Source organism: Shewanella electrodiphila (assembly GCF_023283985.1).
GTDB classification, from domain to species: domain Bacteria; phylum Pseudomonadota; class Gammaproteobacteria; order Enterobacterales; family Shewanellaceae; genus Shewanella; species Shewanella electrodiphila.
This window is the reverse complement of sequence record NZ_JAKIKU010000014.1, coordinates 43,681-66,676: the sequence shown is the minus strand read 5'-3', so window position 1 is coordinate 66,676 and position 22,996 is coordinate 43,681. Positions and strand designations below refer to the sequence as shown.

At 41.3% G+C, this 22,996-nt stretch carries 24 protein-coding genes and 1 pseudogene; 13 read left to right on the top strand and 12 right to left on the bottom strand.

Annotation, left to right across the window (positions count from 1 at the left end; genetic code table 11):
• Positions 1-116 precede the first annotated feature (116 nt).
• On the top strand, positions 117-770 hold the full coding sequence (gene folE / locus L2737_RS19310; RefSeq protein ID WP_102526827.1) for a GTP cyclohydrolase I FolE: 654 nt from the start codon (positions 117-119) through the stop codon (positions 768-770).
• A 124-nt stretch (positions 771-894) separates the two neighbouring features.
• On the opposite strand, the gene pyrE is transcribed toward folE, so the two are convergent.
• Together pyrE and rph are read right to left on the bottom strand one after the other, a co-directional pair.
• Positions 895-1,536: an orotate phosphoribosyltransferase gene (pyrE, locus tag L2737_RS19305; protein WP_102526826.1), complete on the bottom strand. Its 642-nt coding sequence runs from the start codon at positions 1,534-1,536 to the stop codon at positions 895-897.
• A gap of 107 nt (positions 1,537-1,643) precedes the next feature.
• Positions 1,644-2,357, bottom strand: coding sequence for a ribonuclease PH (rph, locus tag L2737_RS19300; protein WP_055025233.1), 714 nt, complete (start codon positions 2,355-2,357; stop codon positions 1,644-1,646).
• Positions 2,358-2,595: 238 nt separating this feature from the next.
• Between rph and L2737_RS19295 the strand changes: the two genes are divergently transcribed.
• A complete protein-coding gene (locus tag L2737_RS19295; protein ID WP_248956813.1) occupies positions 2,596-3,591 on the top strand; it encodes a 2-dehydropantoate 2-reductase in 996 nt (331 codons plus the stop codon).
• Between the two features lie 178 nt (positions 3,592-3,769).
• Here L2737_RS19295 and lgt read toward each other — a convergent pair whose 3' ends face one another.
• The gene (gene lgt / locus L2737_RS19290) at positions 3,770-4,552 is read right to left on the bottom strand and encodes a prolipoprotein diacylglyceryl transferase (RefSeq protein WP_102526823.1); all 783 of its coding nucleotides are present in this window, start codon (positions 4,550-4,552) and stop codon (positions 3,770-3,772) included.
• 489 nt (positions 4,553-5,041) lie between these two features.
• Here lgt and L2737_RS19285 point away from each other — a divergent pair, with 489 nt between their 5' ends.
• Positions 5,042-5,905 carry a YicC/YloC family endoribonuclease gene (locus L2737_RS19285; RefSeq protein ID WP_229370465.1) on the top strand — a complete coding sequence of 288 codons (864 nt, stop codon included), beginning with the start codon at positions 5,042-5,044 and terminating at the stop codon, positions 5,903-5,905.
• Positions 5,906-6,105: 200 nt separating this feature from the next.
• Positions 6,106-7,320, top strand: coding sequence for a tyrosine-type recombinase/integrase (locus L2737_RS19280; protein WP_248956812.1), 1,215 nt, complete (start codon positions 6,106-6,108; stop codon positions 7,318-7,320).
• Between the two features lie 64 nt (positions 7,321-7,384).
• Here L2737_RS19280 and L2737_RS19275 read toward each other — a convergent pair whose 3' ends face one another.
• The 6 genes from L2737_RS19275 to L2737_RS19250 all read right to left on the bottom strand — a co-directional run bounded on the left by L2737_RS19275 (position 7,385) and on the right by L2737_RS19250 (position 11,993).
• Complete coding sequence (locus tag L2737_RS19275; protein WP_248956811.1) at positions 7,385-8,551, bottom strand: helix-turn-helix domain-containing protein; 1,167 nt, start codon at positions 8,549-8,551, stop codon at positions 7,385-7,387.
• Between the two features lie 175 nt (positions 8,552-8,726).
• Positions 8,727-9,791, bottom strand: coding sequence for a type II toxin-antitoxin system antitoxin DNA ADP-ribosyl glycohydrolase DarG (gene darG / locus L2737_RS19270; RefSeq protein ID WP_248956810.1), 1,065 nt, complete (start codon positions 9,789-9,791; stop codon positions 8,727-8,729).
• An 8-nt stretch (positions 9,792-9,799) separates the two neighbouring features.
• Positions 9,800-10,408 carry a type II toxin-antitoxin system toxin DNA ADP-ribosyl transferase DarT gene (darT, locus tag L2737_RS19265; RefSeq protein WP_248956809.1) on the bottom strand — a complete coding sequence of 203 codons (609 nt, stop codon included), beginning with the start codon at positions 10,406-10,408 and terminating at the stop codon, positions 9,800-9,802.
• Positions 10,405-10,998 (bottom strand): DarT ssDNA thymidine ADP-ribosyltransferase family protein, encoded by a 594-nt coding sequence (locus L2737_RS19260; RefSeq protein WP_248956808.1) that lies wholly within the window; start codon positions 10,996-10,998, stop codon positions 10,405-10,407. Before L2737_RS19260 ends, darT begins: the two co-directional genes overlap by 4 nt.
• Before the next feature lie 43 nt (positions 10,999-11,041).
• Positions 11,042-11,539, bottom strand: coding sequence for a hypothetical protein (locus L2737_RS19255; RefSeq protein ID WP_248956807.1), 498 nt, complete (start codon positions 11,537-11,539; stop codon positions 11,042-11,044).
• A 235-nt stretch (positions 11,540-11,774) separates the two neighbouring features.
• A complete protein-coding gene (locus tag L2737_RS19250) occupies positions 11,775-11,993 on the bottom strand; it encodes an AlpA family transcriptional regulator (protein WP_248956806.1) in 219 nt (72 codons plus the stop codon).
• Positions 11,994-12,137: 144 nt separating this feature from the next.
• Between L2737_RS19250 and radC the strand changes: the two genes are divergently transcribed.
• From radC to L2737_RS19225, 5 genes and pseudogenes are all read left to right on the top strand, one after another.
• Positions 12,138-12,614, top strand: a complete 477-nt coding sequence (gene radC, locus L2737_RS19245) for a RadC family protein (protein ID WP_248956805.1) — start codon at positions 12,138-12,140, stop codon at positions 12,612-12,614.
• A 168-nt stretch (positions 12,615-12,782) separates the two neighbouring features.
• Positions 12,783-13,196 (top strand): DUF2787 domain-containing protein, encoded by a 414-nt coding sequence (locus tag L2737_RS19240; protein WP_248956804.1) that lies wholly within the window; start codon positions 12,783-12,785, stop codon positions 13,194-13,196.
• Between the two features lie 121 nt (positions 13,197-13,317).
• Positions 13,318-13,503: pseudogene (locus L2737_RS19235) on the top strand (site-specific integrase); the annotation flags it as partial.
• Between the two features lie 214 nt (positions 13,504-13,717).
• Positions 13,718-14,350 (top strand): chromophore lyase CpcT/CpeT, encoded by a 633-nt coding sequence (locus tag L2737_RS19230; RefSeq protein WP_248956803.1) that lies wholly within the window; start codon positions 13,718-13,720, stop codon positions 14,348-14,350.
• A gap of 207 nt (positions 14,351-14,557) precedes the next feature.
• On the top strand, positions 14,558-15,418 hold the full coding sequence (locus tag L2737_RS19225) for a mechanosensitive ion channel family protein (protein WP_102526812.1): 861 nt from the start codon (positions 14,558-14,560) through the stop codon (positions 15,416-15,418).
• Between the two features lie 75 nt (positions 15,419-15,493).
• Here L2737_RS19225 and yjjG read toward each other — a convergent pair whose 3' ends face one another.
• The 3 genes from yjjG to L2737_RS19210 form a co-directional block, all read right to left on the bottom strand.
• On the bottom strand, positions 15,494-16,174 hold the full coding sequence (yjjG, locus tag L2737_RS19220) for a pyrimidine 5'-nucleotidase (RefSeq protein ID WP_248956802.1): 681 nt from the start codon (positions 16,172-16,174) through the stop codon (positions 15,494-15,496).
• Positions 16,175-16,289: 115 nt separating this feature from the next.
• Positions 16,290-17,357: a phosphotransferase enzyme family protein gene (locus tag L2737_RS19215; RefSeq protein WP_248956829.1), complete on the bottom strand. Its 1,068-nt coding sequence runs from the start codon at positions 17,355-17,357 to the stop codon at positions 16,290-16,292.
• Positions 17,358-17,484: 127 nt separating this feature from the next.
• Complete coding sequence (locus L2737_RS19210; RefSeq protein WP_248956801.1) at positions 17,485-18,723, bottom strand: hypothetical protein; 1,239 nt, start codon at positions 18,721-18,723, stop codon at positions 17,485-17,487.
• Positions 18,724-19,064: 341 nt separating this feature from the next.
• Here L2737_RS19210 and gmk point away from each other — a divergent pair, with 341 nt between their 5' ends.
• The 4 genes from gmk to L2737_RS19190 all read left to right on the top strand — a co-directional run bounded on the left by gmk (position 19,065) and on the right by L2737_RS19190 (position 22,632).
• Positions 19,065-19,688: a guanylate kinase gene (gene gmk, locus L2737_RS19205; protein WP_229370460.1), complete on the top strand. Its 624-nt coding sequence runs from the start codon at positions 19,065-19,067 to the stop codon at positions 19,686-19,688.
• A 60-nt stretch (positions 19,689-19,748) separates the two neighbouring features.
• Positions 19,749-20,027, top strand: coding sequence for a DNA-directed RNA polymerase subunit omega (gene rpoZ, locus L2737_RS19200; protein ID WP_055025248.1), 279 nt, complete (start codon positions 19,749-19,751; stop codon positions 20,025-20,027).
• A gap of 13 nt (positions 20,028-20,040) precedes the next feature.
• Positions 20,041-22,155, top strand: coding sequence for a bifunctional GTP diphosphokinase/guanosine-3',5'-bis pyrophosphate 3'-pyrophosphohydrolase (spoT, locus tag L2737_RS19195; protein WP_248956800.1), 2,115 nt, complete (start codon positions 20,041-20,043; stop codon positions 22,153-22,155).
• 93 nt (positions 22,156-22,248) lie between these two features.
• Positions 22,249-22,632, top strand: a complete 384-nt coding sequence (locus tag L2737_RS19190; protein ID WP_102526870.1) for a RidA family protein — start codon at positions 22,249-22,251, stop codon at positions 22,630-22,632.
• The last annotated feature ends 364 nt before the right edge of the window (positions 22,633-22,996 follow it).

Genomic DNA, 22,996 nt, shown 5'->3' with positions numbered 1-22,996 from the left:
AATCACGTTATTATCCCCGTCCCTTATGCTCCTGGGCTATTTGCTCAAACTCAGCACTAAGGCGATTTATAACATACACTCAGTAATAAGTTTGACCATTGTGGTTGGAGGATAAGATGGCATTAAGTGACGCAGCAATAAAAGTTAAAGCAGCACTAACTGAGCAAGGGCTTGAAACCCCGATGCTGCCGCAAACTCATACTCCTGAAGTGCGTAAAGAGAAAATTGAGCATCACATGAAAGAAGTGCTAACCCTAATGGCGTTAGACTTATCAGATGACAGCTTAATGGACACACCACGTCGAATCGCAAAGATGTATGTTGATGAGATATTCTCTGGTCTTGATTATCAAAACTTCCCTAAAATCACCGTCATCGATAACAAGATGGGCGTTGATGAAATGGTGCGAGTACAAGATATTAGCCTCACCAGCACCTGTGAACACCATTTAGTAACCATTGATGGTTACGCTACTGTCGCTTATTTGCCACGTACCAAAATTATTGGCCTGTCGAAGATTAACCGCATTGTGCGCTTCTTTGCCCAGCGCCCACAAGTACAAGAAAGACTGACTCAGCAAGTGCTGGTTGCCCTGCAAACCTTGCTTGAAACCAAAGATGTGGCGGTAAAAATGGATGCTGTACATTACTGCGTTAAATCTCGCGGTGTGATGGACTCCACCAGCTCAACGACCACAACTGCATTAGGCGGGATTTTTAAATCAAACCCTGCTACCCGCGCTGAGTTTTTACACCAATCTAAGTGCTAATTTACTCGGTATAAATGGGCAGCATTGCCAAACGACAGAATCAAAAAAGCCAGTCATATGACTGGCTTTTTGCTTTTTGCTTTTAGCTTTTAGCTTTTAGCTTTTAGCTTTTAACGAAGAGAGATTAAATACCGTATTGCTCGCGGTAAGCACTCACTGACGCTAGCTCTTTTTCCATACCTGGTTTTTCAGATAAGTAGCTAATCAAGTCAGACAGCTTAACGATAGATACGATGTCACAGCCAAAGTCACGCTCAACTTCTTGAATCGCTGACAACTCGCCTTTACCTTTTTCTTGTCTATCAAGCGCAATTAACACACCCGCTAAGCTTGCATCATGTGCAGCAATGATTTCCATCGACTCACGGATAGCAGTACCTGCAGTGATCACATCATCCACTAGCATGATTTTACCCGCAAGCTCGCTACCCACTAATGAGCCGCCTTCGCCATGGGTTTTCGCTTCTTTACGGTTAAAGCAGTAAGGCACATCCACATCATGATGATCACATAAAGCCACAACTGTAGTTGTCGCAATCGGGATACCTTTATAAGCAGGACCAAACACTAAATCGTAGTCGATACCAGAATCAACCAATGCAGCAGCATAAAAACGACCTAAACGCGCTAAATCACGACCCGTGTTAAATAAACCCGCATTGAAAAAGTAAGGGCTAGTACGGCCTGATTTTAAGGTGAACTCACCAAAGCGTAATACCTGACGCTCAAGAGCGAATTCAATAAACTCACGTTGATATGCTTTCACATTATCTCCTTAACACTGTTATCTATTTTTTATTTAATGATGACTAAGTCTAAATAAAGCTTAAAAAAAGGGGCTCTTATTAACAGAGCCCCTTAATCAAATACGTTTTAGCTTAATGCCGCTTTTTGCGTATCGACAATTTCGCGAATGCCGTGCTTCGCAAGCTCAAGCAAGCTTAATAACTCTTCATGGCTGAATGGCTCACCTTCGGCAGTGCCTTGGATTTCAATCATCTTGCCAGTTTCAGTCATCACAACGTTCATGTCAGTTTCAGCAGCGCTATCTTCGATGTATTCTAAATCGCAGATTGGCTCACCTTTGTAAATACCCACACTTACAGCAGCAATTAAGAACTTAAGCGGGTTAGTTTTTAAAATGCCTTTACCACGCGCCCAGTTTAATGCATCTACTAATGCAACACAGGCACCAGTAATCGCAGCAGTACGAGTACCGCCATCAGCTTGAATCACATCACAATCGATAACGATAGTGTTTTCACCTAAGGCTTTCATGTCTACAGCAGCACGTAATGAACGGCCGATTAAGCGTTGGATTTCTTGAGTACGACCAGACTGTTTGCCACGAGCCGCCTCACGTTGCATACGACTATGAGTAGAACGAGGAAGCATACCGTACTCAGCAGTCACCCAACCTTGACCTTGGCCTTTAAGAAAACGCGGTACGCCTTCTTCAAAGCTTGCAGTACATAACACTTTAGTGTCACCAAACTCGACCAACACCGAACCTTCAGCGTGAGCTGTAAATTGACGAGTAATCGTAACTGGACGAGATTGTGCAGGTGTTCTGTCGCTTGGACGCATATGCATTTCCTATTGTGTGGGATCAGTGACTAAATTGGGTTTTAAGCTGAAATTGGCTGTAAATTATCGTTCAATCGACGTCTCAATCAAAACAAAACCAGCAATCAACGCTCATAATTGAACAGCATTATAGTGACTTGTTAGCCTTGATGCCACGTCAAACAAAACCCTTATTGGATTTTTATTAACAAAACGGCACACTGGTAGGCGGAATGCGACTAATGCTTTAAGGGAAATGATGAAAATAGCCATCTTTGGTGCAGGTTCAACAGGATGTTACTTAGCCGGCGAATTACTCATGGCAAAGCTTGATGTCAGCTTAATTTGTCGCGAGCGCATTAAACGCAGCATTACCGACAATCAAGGCATCACGCTCACAAGCTACCAAGGCTTACATCAAAAAGTCATGCCGAACGCACTGTTTACCGAAGTTGAAGCAGACACACCCAAATTCGATTTGATTTTTGTCACCTTAAAATGTCATCAAGTTAGTGAGATTAGTGAGCAACTACTGCAGTTATCCCACCAGAAAAGCACCATAGTGTTAATGCAAAACGGCTTAGGCAGTTTAGATGAAGTTAAGCAAGCACTCGCTAACATCTCAGCGCAGCCAAGACTGCTGATACAAGGTATAACCCCGTTTAATGTCCTGCAAAAAGAGCATGCGACATTTCATAAAGGCACTGAAGGCGAATTCATTTTTGCCAACACGCCCCATACGCAAACTGTTCAACAAGCAATGCTTTCTGCGGGCTTAAGTTGCACCTTGGCAGAGGACATGGCGCCAATCATTTACGGCAAATTATTGCTTAACCTCAATAATGCACTCAATGCCATCACTGATGTACCTATTAAGCAGCAACTGAGTCAAAAACAAACTCGTAAACTATTAAGCCTCGCGATGAAAGAATGGTTAGCAGTGTGTCAAAAAGCACGTTTACCGCTAGCGCAATTTACCAAAGTAAAACCCCAATGGTTGCCACTGATATTATCGCTGCCTGATGGTTTATTTACTTTACTGGCAAAGCAGATGCTCGATATCGATCCTCAAGCGCGTTCATCCATGTGGGAAGATATTCAAGCTAAACGTAAAACCGAAATAGACTACCTCAACCAAGCAGTTGTTGAATTAGGTAAGCAATATCAAGTCAACACGCCTATTAACGCCGCTATTTGTGCCGGTATCAAAAAACTTGAACAAGGTATACCAGTCGATATCGCAGAGCTTTTATAACACCCCTATAGCGAGCTTTTTTAATGAGCTTTCTCTGAAAGCATTTATAAAAATGCTATTTGATGAACCCTCAGCATCAAAACTTAATAGCAGAATAATAAAAAGGCCGATACTCACTAAGAGCATCGGCCTTTTTATCTATTAGCCCAATAAAGCGCTAACTCAAACTAATTAGCATTTACTTGTTCTTTTTAAGCATAGGTAAAATCAGCAGCGCAATACCCACAACTAAAAATGGAATACTCAGTAACTGCCCTGCACTCATGGTCCACTCAGTGGCATAAGCTGCTTGCTTCACTTTGACCATTTCAATGGCCCAACGCGCACTGAATACGCTACATAAGAACAAGCCGAAAATAACCCCGTGCTTTTCTTTTAAATTAGTAAACTTATAAACCGCATATAAACTAATGAAAATAACCAAGTAGCTGATGGCTTCATAAAGCTGCGCAGGATGGCGCGGTAGTAAGTCCACACGCTCAAAAATAATGCCCCAAGGTTTAGTGGTCGGCAGACCTAAAATCTCAGAGTTGGCAAAGTTGGCCATACGCACAAAGAAGCCAAATATCGCCGTCGCAATCGCCAACCTATCCAATAAGAATAAAAACGGCATATCGGTTTTACGCTTGTAATAATACAGCGCTAATATCGCCCCTAACCCGCCGCCATGACTGGCTAAGCCGCCTTCCCATATGGCTAAAATTTTCATCGGATTGGCAAAGTAATAACTCGGATCATAAAAGAAACAATGGGCTAAACGCGCACCAACAATAATCCCCACCACACAATACATGAGTAGGTTATCTAACGACTCAACATCCAAGCCTTCTTTTTTGTACATGCGCTTCATTACCTGAAAACCACTGGCAATTGCCAACGCAAATAACGCACCATACCAATGCACTTTTAGACCCATAAAAGAAATCAATACTGGGTCGAGGTTCCACACAAAATGGTCCACTTGCCTACTCCAAAATTTGAAAACATCTAAACCACAAGGCCTAAACGTGAATGTGCCATACTATAAACAATTCATCAGCTTAATTCGATGACAAAGCCTTGATAAGCGAAATTAACCCGCAACATCTCACGCCCCCCCACTATAGCCATCACTCACCAGCACTAAACTAGCACTAAACTAATACTAAAAAAGCAAACGGTTAAAACGGCGCGATTAAACAAAAACAAACAGCTTAAAGATAACGCCCTACGTTCAGACTCAGTTAACTCCTTTTAGTTTCATGCCGCACAGCACAATTAGCTAAGTACGATTAGCTAAGTACGATCAGCACTGTGCAATCTGCGAAGTACAATCAATAAACCCTAAAAGCGCATAAGCCTGTAAACAACCGCCCTCAACTCACACATAAGTTTTTGTAAGCTTTGACCTTAGCCCTCAGCAGACTATAATCGACACACTATATTGCTGCTAACTAATCAGGGTTCAACCATGATCCAAAGTATGACCGCCTACGCTCGCATTGAGCACAAAGCCGAATGGGGCACCGCCTCTTGGGAACTTCGCTCAGTCAATCAACGCTACTTAGAAACTTACCTGCGTTTACCAGAGCAAATGCGCAGCCTTGAGCCAGTATTACGTGATCGCCTACGTAAACGCTTAAATCGCGGTAAAGTTGAGGTCAACTTACGTTACGAACTCTCTGATTCAGGCAGCAGTGAAATGCGCCTAAACCAAGATTTAGCCAAGCAATTACTCAATGCCGCTGAATGGTTAAAAAAAGAAGCCAATCAAGGCGAGCTTAACTTAGTCGACATCCTGCGCTGGCCTGGTGTGATGGCGGGTGAAGAAAAAGACATGGGCGCAATCAACAAAGAATTATTGGTTGCATTTGACGGCGCAGTAGAGCAATTCATTGAAGCCCGTGGCCGTGAAGGCGAAGCGATTAACGCTATGCTTCAAACCCGTTTAGACCAAATCGTTGAGCAAGTAGCGATTGTACGTGGTCACATGCCTGCAGTAATGCAATGGCAACGTGACAAGCTAACCAACCGTTTAGCCGAAATCACCGGCGAACTTGATCCAGCACGTATGGAACAAGAAATGGTATTACTTGCACAAAAAATGGATGTCGCCGAAGAAATGGATCGCCTTGATGCACACGTTGCTGAAACGCGTTTAATCCTTAAAAAAGGTGGCGCACAAGGTCGCCGTTTAGACTTCATGATGCAAGAATTTAACCGTGAATCTAACACCCTAGCGTCCAAATCAATCAGTGCAGAAGTCACCGCTGCAGCGGTAGAGCTGAAAGTATTGATTGAGCAAATGAGAGAACAAATTCAAAACGTTGAATGATATCCAATAGAGTCCAAACAAAACCTTTTACCACTGATTTTAAACGATTTAATTAAATCTCGGTCCAAAGAGGTCCACTTACACCCACCACTTTCCAACACTAAATGGTGGGTGATATGGTGAGTAACTTAGTATATAGTCAATGCATGGTGGTGGGTAAAATACCCACCCTTATATTCTGACTGGAGACTAAGGGGCTTATGGGAAAGTTAACCGCAAAGGAAGTTGCAGCAAAATCCAAAGGAGAACCTGGCCGATTCGCTGATGGTGAAGGTTTATATTTTGTCGTGCCTAAATCCGGCAAACCATTTTGGATGCTCCGCTACACCGCCAACAAGAAACGCAAAGAGATGACACTGGCTAAATACAGTGATCTTTCGTTAGCAGATGCACGCGCTGAAGCCGCAATTAAAATGAAGCAGTTTCGTGATGGTCTAGATCCTCTCGTTGCCAAGAAACGCGCCGAACAAGCCGAAATTAAATCCGTGGATGATCTCTTTGCCGATTGGCATTTAGGTAATATCAAAAGACTCAAACATCACGAAATCCCCGAACGCATCTACCGTAAAGACATTGCCCCCCATATAGGTAGCTTCAACGTCGATAGCGTCACAGCCAGAGACATAAGAGCAGTATTACAAGCCATTGCAGCCACTAACCGCCCAGCAATCGCTAACGATGCTCTGATGTACAGCAAACAACTTTTCAATCACGGCATAAAACTGGATCTGCTTAGCGCAAACCCAGCGAGTGCATTTTCTGTTTCTGATGCTGGTGGAGTAGAAAAGAGTAAAGACAGAGCCCTAACCATCGAAGAACTATCTAAATTTTTTAAAGTTGCACGCGAAAATAGCGACAGCTTTAGCCGTGACAATTATCTCGCTTGTTCATTACTGGTGACATTGGGTATTAGGAAATCTGAATTGGCAGAAGCACCATGGAAGGAGTTTGATCTTGAGCAGAAGGTTTGGAACTTATCGAAAGAGCGAAGTAAATCAGGTGTTGGCATAGCAATCCCATTACCTGAAATAGTTATGGGCTGGATACAAGAGCTAAAGATAAGGGCTTGTGGCTCTGAATATGTGTTCCCTAGTAGACGCTCAAGCAAGAATCCACACATGGGCAAAGATACCCTAAATCGAGCGATCACTAAGCTTTTTGGTCATGAAGCTGGTAAGAAAAAACAACCACCTAACTTAATGGGCGATATGGCCCATTTTACCGTCCACGACTTGCGACGCACTTGTCGTACTTTATTAGCCAAGCAAGGCACACTTGGACATGTAGCAGAGCGTTGCTTGAATCATAAGCTTAAAGGTGTAGAAGGGATTTATAACCAACATGATTATTTTGAAGAGCGAAAAGAAGCAGTCACTAAGCTATCAGAGGTAATTTCTCCAATGTTATCCAGATAATTTAAGTTCTCAGATTGTAGCCCCGTATACCGAAAACAGTGATATGCAGGGCTTAATTATCAAATCAGAGTAGCACTCTGGCTCCTGGAACATAGCCTCCTGCTTTGGCAATCTCTTGCTTTAATTCAAAAAGTGAGTCATCTGGTAAACCGAACCATTTTCGTATTTCTTCAATTTTTTGATACAAACTCAATGAATTAACATTACGAATAATAATTAGCCTATCATCAGGACCCACATCACCACGCCATTTTAAAGGGTTTCCAGAATCATCATCAATATCAGCCGACTCTCCAATATAGGTAGGGGATAAGTGTATTAGAAAGTGGTAATTCATATTATCGCTTAAGTACAATTCACAACGTACTTCTTGCCAATAGTCAGGCATATATTGCTCAGATTTTAACTTTAATCCCCGATATTCACTAAGTTGTATCCCGCTTTTTTTCTTACCAATTAAATCAAAAAAAGCAGAGTTAATGATAGTGCTTTCTAATGACCCTCTTTTCATTATCAAAATGCACTTACCTGTTAAAATTACAGGTTCGCTCGGCACTTCAGGCTGAAGATTTAAAGGGGTGTCATTGCAAAACTTAAACCCTAAATTAGCACTAAATAGTTTTGAAAAGAGATACAGTAGCCTGAAAGAGTCAAAATCTTTGATTATTAAACCTGCAATACTTAAAATCCGACATCCAGCCTCATCAATATTACACCATTGAAAGTCTTCAATAGGTCGTTCGTCATAACCTACTGTAGTTAGGAGTACTTTTGAATACTTCTCGCATTTATCCAGAAACTCTTCAGATATAAAAAGCTCATTTAGCATGGCTTCAATCGTTTCTTTATCTGCTTTATAGTGCAGTTCATGAGGTGATACGGCATCTAACAACTGACTATAAATATCATCATTTTTAATAAGCTTTTGTAATTTCCTATAGAATCGATTAACCGAAATAGATTTAAAATTATCAAAAAAATGTTGAAGATCATTGTATAACTCAACTTCTTCATACCGACCAGGATTTCTTCTAGGGGCTCCACAATACTCGACTATTTTAGCCATTAAATTTTGTGAAATGAGCCCACTCCCGCCTTTCATCTCACTTAATCTAGACTCTTCTATACCTAATAATTTGGCCATATCCTTTTGAGTTTTTCCGATACTTTTAAAATAAGTAATCGCATGATTTACCCAAAGGGTAGTGTCATGTTTAGTTAATTGTTCCATCTTCAACCTCTGTAGTTACTAAGGTTAATAATCTAAAACAACAACAATTGATTGTAATTACATTTTATACGTAATTTATTGTAATTAATTACAACATTGGGCATGTTGAATTTATTGAAGCATAAAAAACCTTCAGAAAGAAGGTTTTAAGTGGGTTGATTATAACTTTATCAATTTAAACTTGAGCTTTTAACTGCAGCCACCCCTGCTCACTTAATCGGTTCCACGCAGCCAAAATATGAGCGGGTTTCATTTGAGCTTTTCTAGAGCTCCAGCTATGCACCCCTTTTACTAACTCTTCACTGGTAATCGTCTCAGCATTTGACTCTTGCGTTGCGATCCAATGCACAGTCGAAAGTAATTCCATTCCATTTTGAGATTCATAACCTTTTATTAACTCTGCTACTTTATCAAAACGTTGTTTAGTTAAAGAATGCTTTTCAAGATAATTAAGTGCTTCCTGCGCTGCATCATCTTTCAACTCAATTGGTGTTTCAGGCTTGTTCAATCCATCAGCGTAACCTGTAATGAAGTGCCCTTCCATTTTATCCAGCACATGACGAAGTACGTCAGCATAAGGACCATAATGATGCTTTTGGAAAACAACCTTATTTAAGGGTTCACCTACTGCAGTTAGGAAATAAACCAACTTTTGTACTTCTAATAAAGACAGCCTGTAACCGAAACCTGTAGATACGTAACGATCAATCAAACCAAGTACAGCAGCTCTACCAATTGTCATTCTTGGACGAGCAGTTTTATTTGGCATAGCTTCAGCTTTAGGAGCTGATTGAGGTGGATATACTCGCCACTCAACATCAGGCATATCGGCTAGAGATTGTTGAATAAGTTGCTCTACTTGCTGCCAAGGCAGCCCGCCTAAGCCACTGCCTAGTGCCGGAATAGCAACAGATTTAAGCTTTAATCGCTTAACTTCGACTTTTAAACTTTCTAATCCTTGCTCTATGTATTCAAGCTTAGACTTACCTTTCCAATGGGCTTTAGTAGGAAAATTAATCACATGAAACGGCGCACTGATTGAATTAAGAGCTACCGTTAGAACTTGGCCTGTTACAAGCGAATGATCATCACATGCTTTTTTATAAACTTTAAAGTTATCAGGAAATGCTTTTTTAAATTGCAGAGCTAAGCCTTTGCCCATCACACCTACCGTATTTACGGTATTGATGATGGCATCAGCCTGATCATGCAAAATATTACCTGCTTGATAAGTAATCATAATAACCTCTAATAATACCACTGCGGCCGCACAACGACCTCTGGCTTGTGCTGCGCAGTTTGAATCAAAGCACTCACTTCATCTGCTAGAGCTTGCGTCTTAACACCAATTTGCTGAATTGTGACCCATTGTACTGATTCAAAAGCTAAAAACTCAGCTTGTTTTTCTTCTTTAAAATCTTGCCAGTACTTCTCATTAATAATCCGCTGAATATCCAGTTCACCAATCCGATCAAAGTCATCAATCTGCTCGGCATAATCCAAATCTGCATGGATGTCGGTGAAGAAGCATTGCTGATTGCTCAAACGAATAGTATCTGTATCACTGATCAAGTGTAGCACTCGATCTTGCCCGTCTTGAAAATCAGGGTGTCCTTTATGGATAACAAACAGCATGACTGAACGAGGGCAGAAATTAAATGGCACATACTGACCTATAGTTCCACCAGCAGCCACGTTTACAAGACGCAACAAACGACGTTTTTTAATATGACTGTAACCGATATTTTGATTTGCTAAACCAAGCTTAATACGCTTGGAGTCTGACCATAAACATGAATGTTCAAGAATACTTGCCAAGTTATCAATGTGCGTAATGTGTGAAATCTTTACTGTCATAAATTAACTCTTGGGAACATATTGGGGCGTTTATTGACGTATATACCTAACTTGTTTTTTCTTACCATCCAAGTAACTCTTTCTTCACAAGCATCAGTTTTAACAAAAATTGAACTAATGAGGCTCGCATCTACAATTCCTGGAGCAAGGCATTCAGCCATGCAAACACTTTTACTATTCGCATCACTGTAGTCCCTTTTATTCATCGCAACCCAATCAATAGCTTCTATTCCTTCATCGTATGCCATTAAAGAAATAGCTTCATTAGCTAACGGATGACGTGGTATCACTTCCCAGTTTTGTGCTTGAGAATGTGTTCGCGAAATACCTAGGATCACAAATGTCTTCGTTGGATGAGCTTTAACGACACCGCCATCAAATGGGTTATTGACAAAGAAATGAAAGGGCACTTTCTCATCAAGCCTAAATCGTTTTCTTTTTGCCAGAATCTCATGATCAGCTACATCAGAAAACCCGGTCAATTGACTCCTTGGCTTAATGCCTTCACTTAATATCGAATCGAGATTTCTCATATCTGTCATGTGATAGATAAGTTTTTGCTGTTTAATATCCTGTTTTTCAAAACTCATATACATCCTTGTAAATTGGTTTAAAATATTATTCTATAAAATTCTACATAGCCTGAACAGAGTTAGCCAAACGCTTTTCATGCCCTAACGGTGTAGTGTAAAAACGCTGCTCAATGCCGTAGAGCAGGTATTTAAGTTCATCGTCTGAGCTGATTTCAAACGTACTATTATCAGCATCAAATTCAAGTTTACCTTCACAGTAGCTATGGATATAGGTATACATTTGGTCGCGGTCAGCTTCTGGCAGAGTAGCAAGTGTCTCCATTGCTAAAGCAACACGTTTACGGTTTGGCTTTGACACTTTATTCATATCGTAATCGTTCGAGAGCTCTATGAAATCTTCATCTAGGAATGCTTCAACTTCATCGTTGGTGGCTTCTTTGTATAGAGTATCAATCCCTTTAAAAATACTAGATATAGTCGCAAGGTTACGGAATATAAGCGTATCGTCGTCTTTAAAATATACGGCATCAGGCAGAGTGTTAACCACCAATCGAGTATTGCTATCTTCAACCTCTGCTGCTTCACCAAAGGCTATCATTTTTTTCTTTAAAAATAATGAAGGCGTCACTTTTTGAAAGTAAAAGTCATCACCCTGCACTGCAAAGATAAATCCAATTTTTGCAAACTGACCTTTAGTTAAATCATCATACTCAGCTGAGTTAAAATCTGTTTTTAATAGCTTTAAACACCAACTTTTAAATTTAACTAAGAGAGTATGGGATAATCAAATAAAAAACAATGACATAAATCATAACACTCTAGGTGGTTTTCACTTAATTAATAATCATTTGATGACTTGCTCCAGTACTGTGTAAATCCCGCTCTTCTATCCTTTCTAAAATCCAGTCTTGCACTTCGCTCTCCACCCAAGCGACCGCTCTAGCTCCTAGACTTACTGGTTTTGGGAAAGTGGCATCAGCAATATAGTTATAAATGGTTGAACGCCCTAGCCCAGTACTATCCATCACTTCTTTTAATTTAATTAGTCTCATTGTGAATACCTCATGTTTGATTCACAACATGGGGCGAGCTAGTAAAAAAATACCGCCGACATCAGCCTCACAAATACGATTCCAGAAAGTTTCAGGTATATATCACTGCTGTGCATAAGCCATTAACAGTTAAAGGAGATTTTTATGCACAGTAATTCAAATCAAAACAAATCATCCCATTGGCCAACTACAGCCCTTCAAGTACTTGAAAGCGCTGCTAACATCATTGCTGAGAAACTAAATCATCAGGACGTATACACTAACCCTCAAAGCACAAAGGACTTCCTTACCTACAAGTTAGGTGGGTATGAGCGGGAGGTGTTTGGGGTGATGATGCTCAACAGCCAACATCAACTAATTGAGTTTCGTGAGTTGTTCTTTGGCACCATTGACGCTGCCAGTGTTTATCCAAGAGAAGTAGTAAAAGCTGTGCTTGAAGTAAATGCCGCAGCTGTCATCTTTTCCCACAATCACCCTTCAGGTGAATCTGAGCCTTCAGAAGCTGATAAGAGAATTACTCAAAAGTTAAAAGATGCTTTGGGATTAATCGATGTCAGGGTCTTAGACCACATAATTGTGGGTAAATCCCCGGTGTCACTGGCGGAAAGAGGTCTAATCTAACGATCTCGGCATTCAGTATTTTCTATTTCGAAAGCTTCGGCTTAATAACCTTCGAAGTCTATCCATTTCGATGTAGCTCAAAATCAATCAACCACCAGCTAGCAAGAGATTAAGAGCACAGGCTCTTAATCTCTTGCTGTTGCGTGTTTATTCATTAAGGACGTTTATATGACAATTTCAATTGATACTAATCAAAGGCCTGTAATGCCAGCCCCTTTTTATCAGTTACTAGCACAAGAGTTGATTAACACTAATCCAAAGGAGGCAAATGCCATCACCTTGTATTTTAGAGATCCCGACTACTCGCCTGAACAAGGTGGGTTTCATCCTGTTGAAGTAAGGCTTGAGAAACAACTTAATCAATGGCGATTAGTTTACGTTACTGATTTTGCTTTTCATGGGCATGACTTTCCTGACCTCATTAAAGACATCGACATTTGCTTCAACAGCAAACAAGTCTATAGCTCTATTGGTGGATGGATAAAACATGATGAAGGCGCAGAGCTTATTGAACTGTTTAGTGACAACTTCACAAGCTATCACCATATGGATGTTTATCAGGTGCAAATTGCACTGGGTTAACGCCATTTCAAACCCAAGTTCCCATATTGGTAAAACGGGAACAAGCAAACCCTTACCCCATGGGCCTTTGCGAAACCAAAGTGCCCAAAACATCGATATAGCAGAAAAAAGGAACTTGCCCATGCCTGAAGTTCAAGCAGTTAAAGATCATGATACAGTTAAACTTATTAGCTTCTTACTTGAGAAACAGTTTAGCCAACAACTCGCTGATGTGTGGAATATCGGCCTTAACCTGGCTTTACGTATCTCTGACCTACTTTCTATTAAGTTTGATGATATTCAAGACGGCAGGTTAGTCATCCGTGAATATCACATAGAAGTTAAAACATCCTATGCCAGCATATTTATGGAATGAAACAGCTCAGCTAGCTATGAGTTAATTGACTTATTATCCAAAACTAATCAAATACGACGACTCACTCGCCATTTTACAGTCACCAACGGATCAGTTAATTTAACCCTGATAATAAATATTCTGATCAACAGAAACTAAATACCACATTAATCGGAAAGGATTTCCTGTGAACACATCTCTTAGCCGCATTGCGGTTTTCAGTGCTTTTTCAGCACTGGCTTTAATGCCAATCACGTCTCAAGCAACTGAACAAGACAAGCAAGCTTTATTACTTGAGTGGATGCAAGGCCACTTTGATAGCGAGCAGCAATCTATTAGTGATAAAGACTTTTTTAATATCCACCTCAATATGGTGCAAATTTGGCCTGAGGATAAATCCACTTGGCTGTATGTTGAACAAGCTGCTGCAACACATTTAGATAAACCATACAGACAGCGTGTTTATGAGGTCACTGCACTATCAGCAACTGAGTTTGCGAGTAAAGTGTATACCTTTGAAAACGATAAAAGCTTCGCTGGCGTTTATAAAGATGATGCACCTCTGAGCGAGCTAACGCCTAAAGACTTAACTGAAAAGTCAGGCTGCACTGTGTTGTTAACTTGGTCTGATAAGTCACAATCTTTTGCAGGTTCTACTGATGAGAAAAGCTGTTTAAGCAAGCTACGCGGCGCAAGTTATGCCACTTCTGAAGTTACGGTTACTAAAGACAGTATTGTCAGCTGGGATCGCGGTTATGACAGTAACGATAAACAAGTGTGGGGCGCTGAAAAAGCGGGCTATATTTTCTTGAAAGAGTAAATAGCCTCCATACAATTAAGTTGAAGCCGCGCACCTTTTCAGTCTGCGTAGTTTCAACTTTTAAGCTTTAAGAACATTCCCCATCAAACCCCAATTGACTCTTTTAAAATAAAAAACACTGGTCAAAGCTGACTTAATCAATAGCTATGATAAAGTGAGTTATCTAACTGATTTTGTCGTTAAGTTGCCGTTTTTTAAGAGGGTGTAGTGGAAGAACTGAATATCGTCATCGACTTTTTAGCAACCTATAAGTTGTTTGTAACCGTATTAATCATCCTATTACTGTCGATGCTTAAACGCTTTGTGGTGTCTAAAATTCGCGGTGATATTGCGTTTGTCAGTGAAGGCCAACGTAAATGGATGTCACGAACGAAAAATGGCACTTTTATCTTAATTGTCATGATCCTGTTTTTATTGTGGCAAACCGAAATCAATAAATTTGCCCTGTCAGTGACTGCAATTGCGATTGCCTTTGTGGTGGCATCTAAAGAAATTATCTTATGTTTTACTGGCTCTATTCAGCGGGCGAGTTCGCGCTCATTTGTGATTGGTGATTGGATTGAAGTGGGCAAACTTTGTGGTGAGGTCATTGAGCACAACTTAATGGCAACGGTGATCCAAGAAATCGATTTGCACCATGGCCAGTATCACTACACGGGTAAAACAGTCACTTTCCCTAACAGTATGTTTTTTAGCTATGCGGTGAAAAACCTCAATTTCATGAAGCGTTATGTTTACCATAGCTTTACGATTACTGTGGTTGAGTTTGTAAATCTGTACCCTTTATTTCCAGCGTTAACCAGCAAGATTGAAGCGCATTGCGAGGACTTTTTAGAAGTGGCAACTCGCTATAACAATATTATCGAAAGACATGCTGGCGTTGACTTACCAGGACCTGAGCCACACATTCATATCCATAGTGGACCTGCGGGTGAACAAATGGTGCATATTATGATTTTTTGCCCAACTGAGCGTGCAACCCATTTAGAACAACACATTAGAGAAGACTTTATGATTGCTTATCATGAAGCATTTCCTAAAGCGGCTGACGCTATTACTTTGAGCTAATTCGAGCTAACGATTTTTCCAAAAAAGAAGCCACTCAATCGAGTGGCTTCTTTTTATGCTAAACAGACGAGCAGCCTACTTCAATGCATGCAGCTCATCATGCAGTTGATGCAAATCTTTCACTTCAAAAGTAGGAGTAATCCCATCAACGGTCTCTTTACCGTGATGATTAAGCCAGCAAGTATCTATACCAGCATTCACGCCACCTAAAATATCGGAATGTAAGTTATCACCCACCATTAGAACGGTATTTTTATCTGGGTTACCCATGAGCTCAAAGGTATGCTCGAAAATGCTCACATCGGGCTTCGCTTTGCCAAATTGCTCTGAAATCACCACATGTTCAAATGAAGACTTAAAGCCTGTGCGCTCTAGGCGTACATTTTGCAGTTCAGTCAAACCGTTAGTGATAATGCCCAGAGTCGCTTTACCTTCTAAACTTGATACCAGTTTTTTTGCACCTGGTAAGGGCTGACAAATGTCTGCCATGGCTGCTAAAAAGTCACTGTTCAAGCGCTTAGTGGTAACCCCAAGTTTTTCAGACCAATGTAAAAAACGCGTATGTTGTAATTGCGCTGCATCAATCAAGCCTTGTTGATAATCGACCCAGAGCTGTTTGTTTACCGACTGATAAAAAGCAAAATCATTGTTATCAAAGTCGATATCAAAACGGGAAAACATGAGTTTTAAGCCAGCAAAAATATCGAAATCAAACAAGGTTTCGTCTGCGTCAAACAATATCCATTGGTACTTCATTGCTTACTCTTTATGTTTTTAAATAAGGAAGATTTAAATAATCGAAATCGCCAATTTAATCAAGATTTTTTGACCAACAAGACCTTTATTAGATCAGGCGCTTATTCAAAAAGTCTTATTCAAAAAATGCCTTAAGTGACGACTCTTGTGCGACTAAACTTTTGAATACAGTAAGCTGGTTAGCTGCGCGATCTAGGTTATGACCTTCGCGATGAATACCAAAGTACACGTCACCATTTAAATGGTCGGCTAAAAAGCGAGAACCCAACATGAGTGCCATCACTTTAATGCCTAACCAAAGGCTGCGCTTTTCAAGCGGGGTGAGAATATCTGCCAATTGCTCGGTATAGGCTTCACAAGCTGCTTTGATAATTTCTGGTCGTGCAATGACTTTATCAAGCGCTGTTGAGTCCTCTTCTTCAGGAGAGCAAAACGCGCGCACCATGTCACCAAAGTCATACATTAAGTAGCCTTTCATGCAGGTGTCGATATCGATGACTGCCATGCTCGACATATCACGCTTATCAAACAGCATATTGTTGATTTTGGTGTCGTTATGGCAAATACGAAGTGGCAGCTGACTTTCCACGTGCTTAAGCTCATCAAACAAGCTTTGCTGCGACAAGACAAGCTCTGCCCACTCACTGCAATCAACCAATCGGGCTGACTTATCATCTGCTATTGCTTGTTTAAGCTGAGTAATACGCTGCGGGAGATTTAAAAAGTTAGGAATAACATCATTTAAGCTATTAGCATCTAAATCACTTAATGCATGGGCGAAATGCCCAAAGGCACTAGCGGCCATTTTGGCTTCTGCTTGATTAGTTACGACTTCAATAGTGTGGCTGTTAGCTAAATAGCTGATGGCGCGCCAAAATCCTTTATCGCCTAAATCGGCAGATAAGCGACCGTCTTTTAGCACTACCGGAGAAATCACATCGAGCTGATACTCACCATTGTTGGCTTTTTGAATGAGGTGATGGCTGACTTTAGCGGCATTTTCGATTAACACTTCAGGCTCAGTAAACACTGTAGTATTAATTTTTTGTAGCACTATCTGGCCTGTTGCCCATCTTACTAAGTAAGTTTGGTTAATATGGCCATTGCCTAACGGCGAAATACTCGCATGTTCATCATTAATTCCATACAAAGGCAAAATCGTTTGCCTAATAAACTCAACCACCCAACTCTCCATATCTTTTCATTGCGAGCGAGACAGTTTAATACGATTGATATAAACCACAACACTTACTTACAAAGACATTTACTCGCGAATTAACACCGTTTAGTGTAATTCGCGATGCTTTCTATCATAAACCTTTAATGTATTTCTCAAAGGCAGGTTGACTTGATAGCGTGGCTTGGCTGCCTTTCAAGCTAAAGTTATAGCCACATAATTTAAAGCTGCCACGCATGGCGACATTATTAATAATGCGGCTATTATCTAATGGTGAGAATCTGGCTTCTGTGCCACTGTCAGCCATTAAATCGACCTGCATTGGCCTAAACTTGCTGCCATCATTAAAGGTCATTTCAGCACAGCGCTTATCACCTTCTGCGGTATCAAGTCGCCAAATAGATTGTGCGTCGCCTTCGTCGCCTAACCAGCGAAGTACTAATACTTCATCTTCAAGAATTAACCAAAAACCATCGGGTAATTTAACCCTTGTGGTGTCGTTAATGGCAACAGGCTCTTCAATCGGGGCTGTTTCTAATGGTCCTTGCTCTACTTCTTCGCCGGTAAATAGCAAACTGATCAAATAGATAATAATGCTTATTGCTAGGACAACGCCTAAGCCTTTAGCGACCATTATCAACATTTTTTGATTGCCCTGTGCCCAAATCAGCCAAGATTTAAGTAATTCAGACAATGAACCAGACTCTAGTGCACCGCGATCAACCCGATAACTTGGTTTGTCATCTGCGCCGTATTGGGATTCACTATCTTCAGGTATCTCACTATGGTTTGCTGCCGTTGGCGTTTCTTTATATACGGTTTCTTGTTGGTAACCTGGCTCATATCCATGCTCTTCATCGTAAAAGCTGGCGTCATTTCCACTGTCAATGTCCTCAGTATTAAAGCTACTTTGGTTTTGCTCACCAATGGTTGGCTCTCTTCTTCGGCGTGTGTGCCCATGGCCTGCATCATCTTTGTTATGCGGGCCGTTATAGCCTTGCACATAGACTGTTTTACGTTGATTCGTTTTAGAATCAGCAAACCAACCAAACCCAGCAGCCACCGCTACGCCAAGTATAAACAGCACACTGGATACAACTGCGGGAAAACTAAGGCTTAACGATAAACTAAAGAGTAATAATAAGGTCACAGGCACAGCGACAAGAGAGCTAGGTTTAGCGGCGTCTCGTAAACGGCGTAAACAGCTTAGGGCACAAACAGGTATCGCAATGACAGCTGCGATTAAGGTCACAACGGTATTGGCAAATAATAGCGAGATGAGTAATACCAACACTAAACAACTTATTTGAATAGCGATAGCTCTTAGGCCGTTGTCTCGACCTTGACGACAAAATAAGGATGCGAATGACACAAGAAATCCTAATATCTAAAAAATGATCTGTTGGCAGACTAAACAATTTCACCGCCAAAGTCAGTGAAACCACCAAAAAATGGCTTAAAAAATTCTAAAAATGTCAATTTGAACTTAAATCGGCTCGAAAGCTTAATCAGTCTGCTTTTTAATTAAGGTTAATTTCAGTCTATCTGGGGGTTAAGCGCATGCCACAAAGGCCTTAGCAAACAATGGCGCTGCATTAAATCTGTTTTTTCAAAGCTCAGATTTGTGCACTTTTATCCTTCACGTATCTCGCAAATTTTATCGCTTTGAGTATAATACTCGCCCTGATAAATAATCTGGTTGGAAATTGCACTATGAGCGCTCGTGGAAATCTATTTATTGTGTCTGCCCCAAGTGGCGCCGGTAAGTCTTCACTTATCTCTGCATTACTAAAAGATAAACCTAGCGACATGCAAGTGTCTGTGTCACACACCACCCGTAAACCGCGTCCAGGTGAAGTTAATGGTCAACATTATCACTTTGTTTCGGTTGAAGAATTTAAAGCACTTATCGCTGATGAAGCTTTTTTTGAATGGGCGGAAGTGTTTGGTAATTACTACGGCACATCCCGCACGGTTATTGAACAAACATTAGCGAACGGTATTGATGTGTTTTTAGATATTGATTGGCAAGGCGCCGAACAAGCTAAAAAATTGATGCCTGACGCGATTGGGGTATTTATTTTACCTCCTTCTAGAGCTGAGCTTGAACGTCGCCTAACTGGTCGCGGTCAAGACAGTCAAGAAGTCATCGATGGACGTATGGCTGAAGCCGTATCAGAAATGTCACACTATAAAGATGCAGATTATATTATTGTTAATGATGATTTTGACGTTGCTTTAGGCGATCTTTGCGCGATCATTCGCAGTCAAAGATCAACCTGTGCTAGTCAGATCCATACTCACAATGATATGATAAACGATCTGTTGGCAGATTAATTGTCATAGTGTACAATTTTGCGTCATTTTTTCCCATATATAACACTGGAGTTTCACCACATGGCTCGCGTAACTGTAGAAGACGCCGTAGAACAAATCGGCAACCGTTTTGATATGATCCTGGTTGCAGCGCGTCGTGCACGCCAAATCGCTGTGCAAGGTAAAGACCCAATGGTAGAAGAGATGAATGATAAGCCAACGGTTATCGCTTTACGCGAAATCGAATTAGGCTTAGTCACCTCTAACACTTTAGACGCTGATGAGCGTCAAACTGTTCGCGAACGTGAAGCCGCTGAAATTGCTGCAGTAGCTGCAATTGCTGAAGGCCGTACGCTTTAAGGAGTAGCGCCACTTGTATCTGTTTGAAGGTCTAAAGGAGTCTGCGTCAGGTTATTTAGAACCCGCGCAAGTAGAGTTACTCAAGCAGGCGTATATTGTTGCGCGTGATGCCCATGAAGGGCAAATGCGCACAAGTGGCGAGCCTTATATTACCCATCCCGTTGCGGTTGCCCGCATCGTGGCTGACATGCGTCTTGATCACGAGACATTAATGGCAGCCCTGCTCCATGACACCATCGAAGACACCCCAGTTACCAAAGAAGAACTCACTGAGTTATTCGGCGTTACTGTGGCTGAACTTGTCGAAGGCGTGTCAAAGCTCGACAAAATTAAGTTCCGCGATAAAAAAGAAGCCCAAGCTGAAAACTTCCGCAAGATGATGATGGCAATGACGCAGGATATCCGCGTTATTCTAATCAAACTTGCTGATAGAACGCATAACATGCGCACTTTGGGTGCATTACGTCCTGACAAACGTCGTCGTATTGCCCGCGAAACCTTAGAAATTTATGCTCCGATAGCCAACCGTCTTGGTATTCACAATATCAAAAGCGAGTTAGAGGATTTAGGTTTCCAAGCCTATTATCCAATGCGTTATCGTGTGCTTAAAGAAGTCGTTAAAGCAGCCCGTGGTAATAGAAAAGAACTGATTAATAGTATTGAAGGTGCTATTACGACTCGTCTTGAAGATGCCGGCATTAAAGGCACCGTCAAAGGTCGTGAGAAAAACCTTTATTCCATCTATCGTAAGATGAGTAATAAAGAACTGCAGTTTCAAGAAGTCATGGACATCTATGCGTTCAGAGTCATGGTCGATACCATTGACACCTGTTATCGCGTGTTAGGTGCTATGCATGGTCTTTATAAGCCACATCCTGGCCGCTTTAAAGATTATATTGCCATACCAAAAGCCAATGGTTACCAATCATTGCATACCTCATTATTTGGCCCTCATGCGGTTCCTGTTGAAGTACAAATTCGTACTGAAGAAATGGATCTCATGGCGGATAAAGGGGTTGCTGCTCACTGGATGTATAAGAGCGGCACCAATAGTTCGCAACAAAGTACCACTCAAATTCGCGCCCATAAGTGGATGCAAAGCTTGCTTGAGCTGCAACAAAGTGCCAGCAGTTCGTTTGAGTTTGTGGAAAACGTTAAGACCGAACTATTCCCAGAAGAAATTTACGTCTTCACCCCAGAAGGCCGTATTTTAGAATTACCGGTTAACTCAACTGCAGTCGATTTTGCTTACGAAGTCCACACCGATGTAGGTAATACCTGTGTTGGTGCACGCGTTAACCGTCAAGCATACCCCTTAAGTCAGCCTTTAATCTCAGGTCAAACCGTTGAGATTATTACTGCTAAAGGCGCTCGCCCGAATGCGGCGTGGCTAAACTTTGTGGTGACCGGTAAAGCCCGCGGCAAAATACGCCAAGTATTAAAGAGCTTAACCAGTGACGATGCTGTAGCACTAGGTAAACGCCTATTGAATCACGCTTTGGGTGAAACCAAGCTTGATAGCATCGATCCTGAACAGCTTGATAAAGTGATTTCAGAAACCAAGCATGACGATTTAAATTCATTGCTGGCTGATATCGGTTTAGGCAACGCCATGAGTATTGTGATTGCTCAGCGTTTGTTAGGTCAAAAGCTGACGACTACTGATAAAGATGACGACACTGAAGAGCACTTGATGCCAATCCGTGGCGCTGAAGGCATGTTAGTGACCTTTGCCAACTGTTGTCGCCCTATTCCAGGTGATGCGGTTGTTGCTCATGTTAGCCCAGGTAAAGGCTTAGTGGTCCACATGGAAAACTGTGCCAATATCCGTGGTTACCAAGGTGAGCCTGACAAGTATATTCCAGTGCATTGGGATAACGTCGAAGGCGAAACTTACCAAGCAAATCTTCGTGTTGAGATTGTGAATCATCAAGGCGCTTTGGCTAAAATTACCAATATCATTGCAGCTGCAGGCTCAAATATTCATAACTTGAGCACTGAAGAACGCGATGGACGAGTTTATTTAATTAACCTGCGTATCTCGGTCGACGACCGTGTTCACCTCGCCAATGTAATGCGCCGCATTCGTGTATTACCGGAAGTCTTGCGTACCTCACGTAATCGCTAGTAAGATTAGAGCAACTACCTAAGCTGATTGATTCTTTTACAAGATTCAGACTTAGGTTTGCTTGCATCTAATTTAAATTACCCAGAGGGCGTCATGGCAGAAAAAATCATTATCGCAACTGATAAAGCTCCACAAGCAATTGGCACATATTCTCAAGCAGTAAAAGTAGGCAGCACTGTTTACCTGTCTGGCCAAATCCCACTTGTACCAAGCACCATGCAAATGGTTAGCGATGACTTTTCAGAACAAGTTGTTCAAGTATTTGAAAACTTAACAGCTGTTACCGAAGCTGCAGGCGGCAGCATGGCTGATATCGTTAAGCTTAATATCTTCCTGACTGACTTATCTCACTTTGCCACGGTAAATGAAATCATGGCACGTTACTTCACTCAACCTTACCCAGCACGTGCTGCTATTGGCGTAAAACAACTGCCAAAAGACTCTTTAGTCGAAATGGATGGAATAATGGAGATCTAGGTCACAAACCGACTTTTCCACTACAGGCGCCTATTGGCGCCTTTTTTATTAGAGTTATTACTCGATATTGGTTCACTTTTCAGCAAAACCTGCTAGTTTATTAGTCGTAATTGCCTAAATTTTATAGGTTATCGTTTGCGCAGGTATCTTTATAAAGCCATACTGATACCGATCGTATTGAATATCTTATCGTTCACTGGGGGCTGATCAAGGTACGCTTTTTAGTTTTAACATTCAGTATTGGCTATTCGCTTTTACTGCATAAAACTAATCTATAGCGAATTGAGACTGGTCTGAACTGATTAGATATTCAATAGGATTACAATAGATTATTGCGTTAATGACATTGAAATATGTACGTCCT

What these genes read in the sequence shown, in the direction of transcription:
- folE (WP_102526827.1), top strand. Translation starts at nt 117, where the DNA reads ATGGCATTAAGTGACGCAGCAATAAAAGTTAAAGCAGCACTAACTGAG.
- rph (WP_055025233.1), bottom strand. Translation starts at nt 2,357, where the DNA reads ATGCGTCCAAGCGACAGAACACCTGCACAATCTCGTCCAGTTACGATT.
- L2737_RS19295 (WP_248956813.1), top strand. Translation starts at nt 2,596, where the DNA reads ATGAAAATAGCCATCTTTGGTGCAGGTTCAACAGGATGTTACTTAGCC.
- L2737_RS19285 (WP_229370465.1), top strand. Translation starts at nt 5,042, where the DNA reads ATGATCCAAAGTATGACCGCCTACGCTCGCATTGAGCACAAAGCCGAA.
- L2737_RS19280 (WP_248956812.1), top strand. Translation starts at nt 6,106, where the DNA reads ATGGGAAAGTTAACCGCAAAGGAAGTTGCAGCAAAATCCAAAGGAGAA.
- L2737_RS19275 (WP_248956811.1), bottom strand. Translation starts at nt 8,551, where the DNA reads ATGGAACAATTAACTAAACATGACACTACCCTTTGGGTAAATCATGCG.
- darG (WP_248956810.1), bottom strand. Translation starts at nt 9,791, where the DNA reads ATGATTACTTATCAAGCAGGTAATATTTTGCATGATCAGGCTGATGCC.
- darT (WP_248956809.1), bottom strand. Translation starts at nt 10,408, where the DNA reads ATGACAGTAAAGATTTCACACATTACGCACATTGATAACTTGGCAAGT.
- L2737_RS19260 (WP_248956808.1), bottom strand. Translation starts at nt 10,998, where the DNA reads ATGAGTTTTGAAAAACAGGATATTAAACAGCAAAAACTTATCTATCAC.
- L2737_RS19255 (WP_248956807.1), bottom strand. Translation starts at nt 11,539, where the DNA reads ATGATAGCCTTTGGTGAAGCAGCAGAGGTTGAAGATAGCAATACTCGA.
- L2737_RS19250 (WP_248956806.1), bottom strand. Translation starts at nt 11,993, where the DNA reads ATGAGACTAATTAAATTAAAAGAAGTGATGGATAGTACTGGGCTAGGG.
- radC (WP_248956805.1), top strand. Translation starts at nt 12,138, where the DNA reads ATGCACAGTAATTCAAATCAAAACAAATCATCCCATTGGCCAACTACA.
- L2737_RS19240 (WP_248956804.1), top strand. Translation starts at nt 12,783, where the DNA reads ATGACAATTTCAATTGATACTAATCAAAGGCCTGTAATGCCAGCCCCT.
- yjjG (WP_248956802.1), bottom strand. Translation starts at nt 16,174, where the DNA reads ATGAAGTACCAATGGATATTGTTTGACGCAGACGAAACCTTGTTTGAT.
- gmk (WP_229370460.1), top strand. Translation starts at nt 19,065, where the DNA reads ATGAGCGCTCGTGGAAATCTATTTATTGTGTCTGCCCCAAGTGGCGCC.
- rpoZ (WP_055025248.1), top strand. Translation starts at nt 19,749, where the DNA reads ATGGCTCGCGTAACTGTAGAAGACGCCGTAGAACAAATCGGCAACCGT.
- L2737_RS19190 (WP_102526870.1), top strand. Translation starts at nt 22,249, where the DNA reads ATGGCAGAAAAAATCATTATCGCAACTGATAAAGCTCCACAAGCAATT.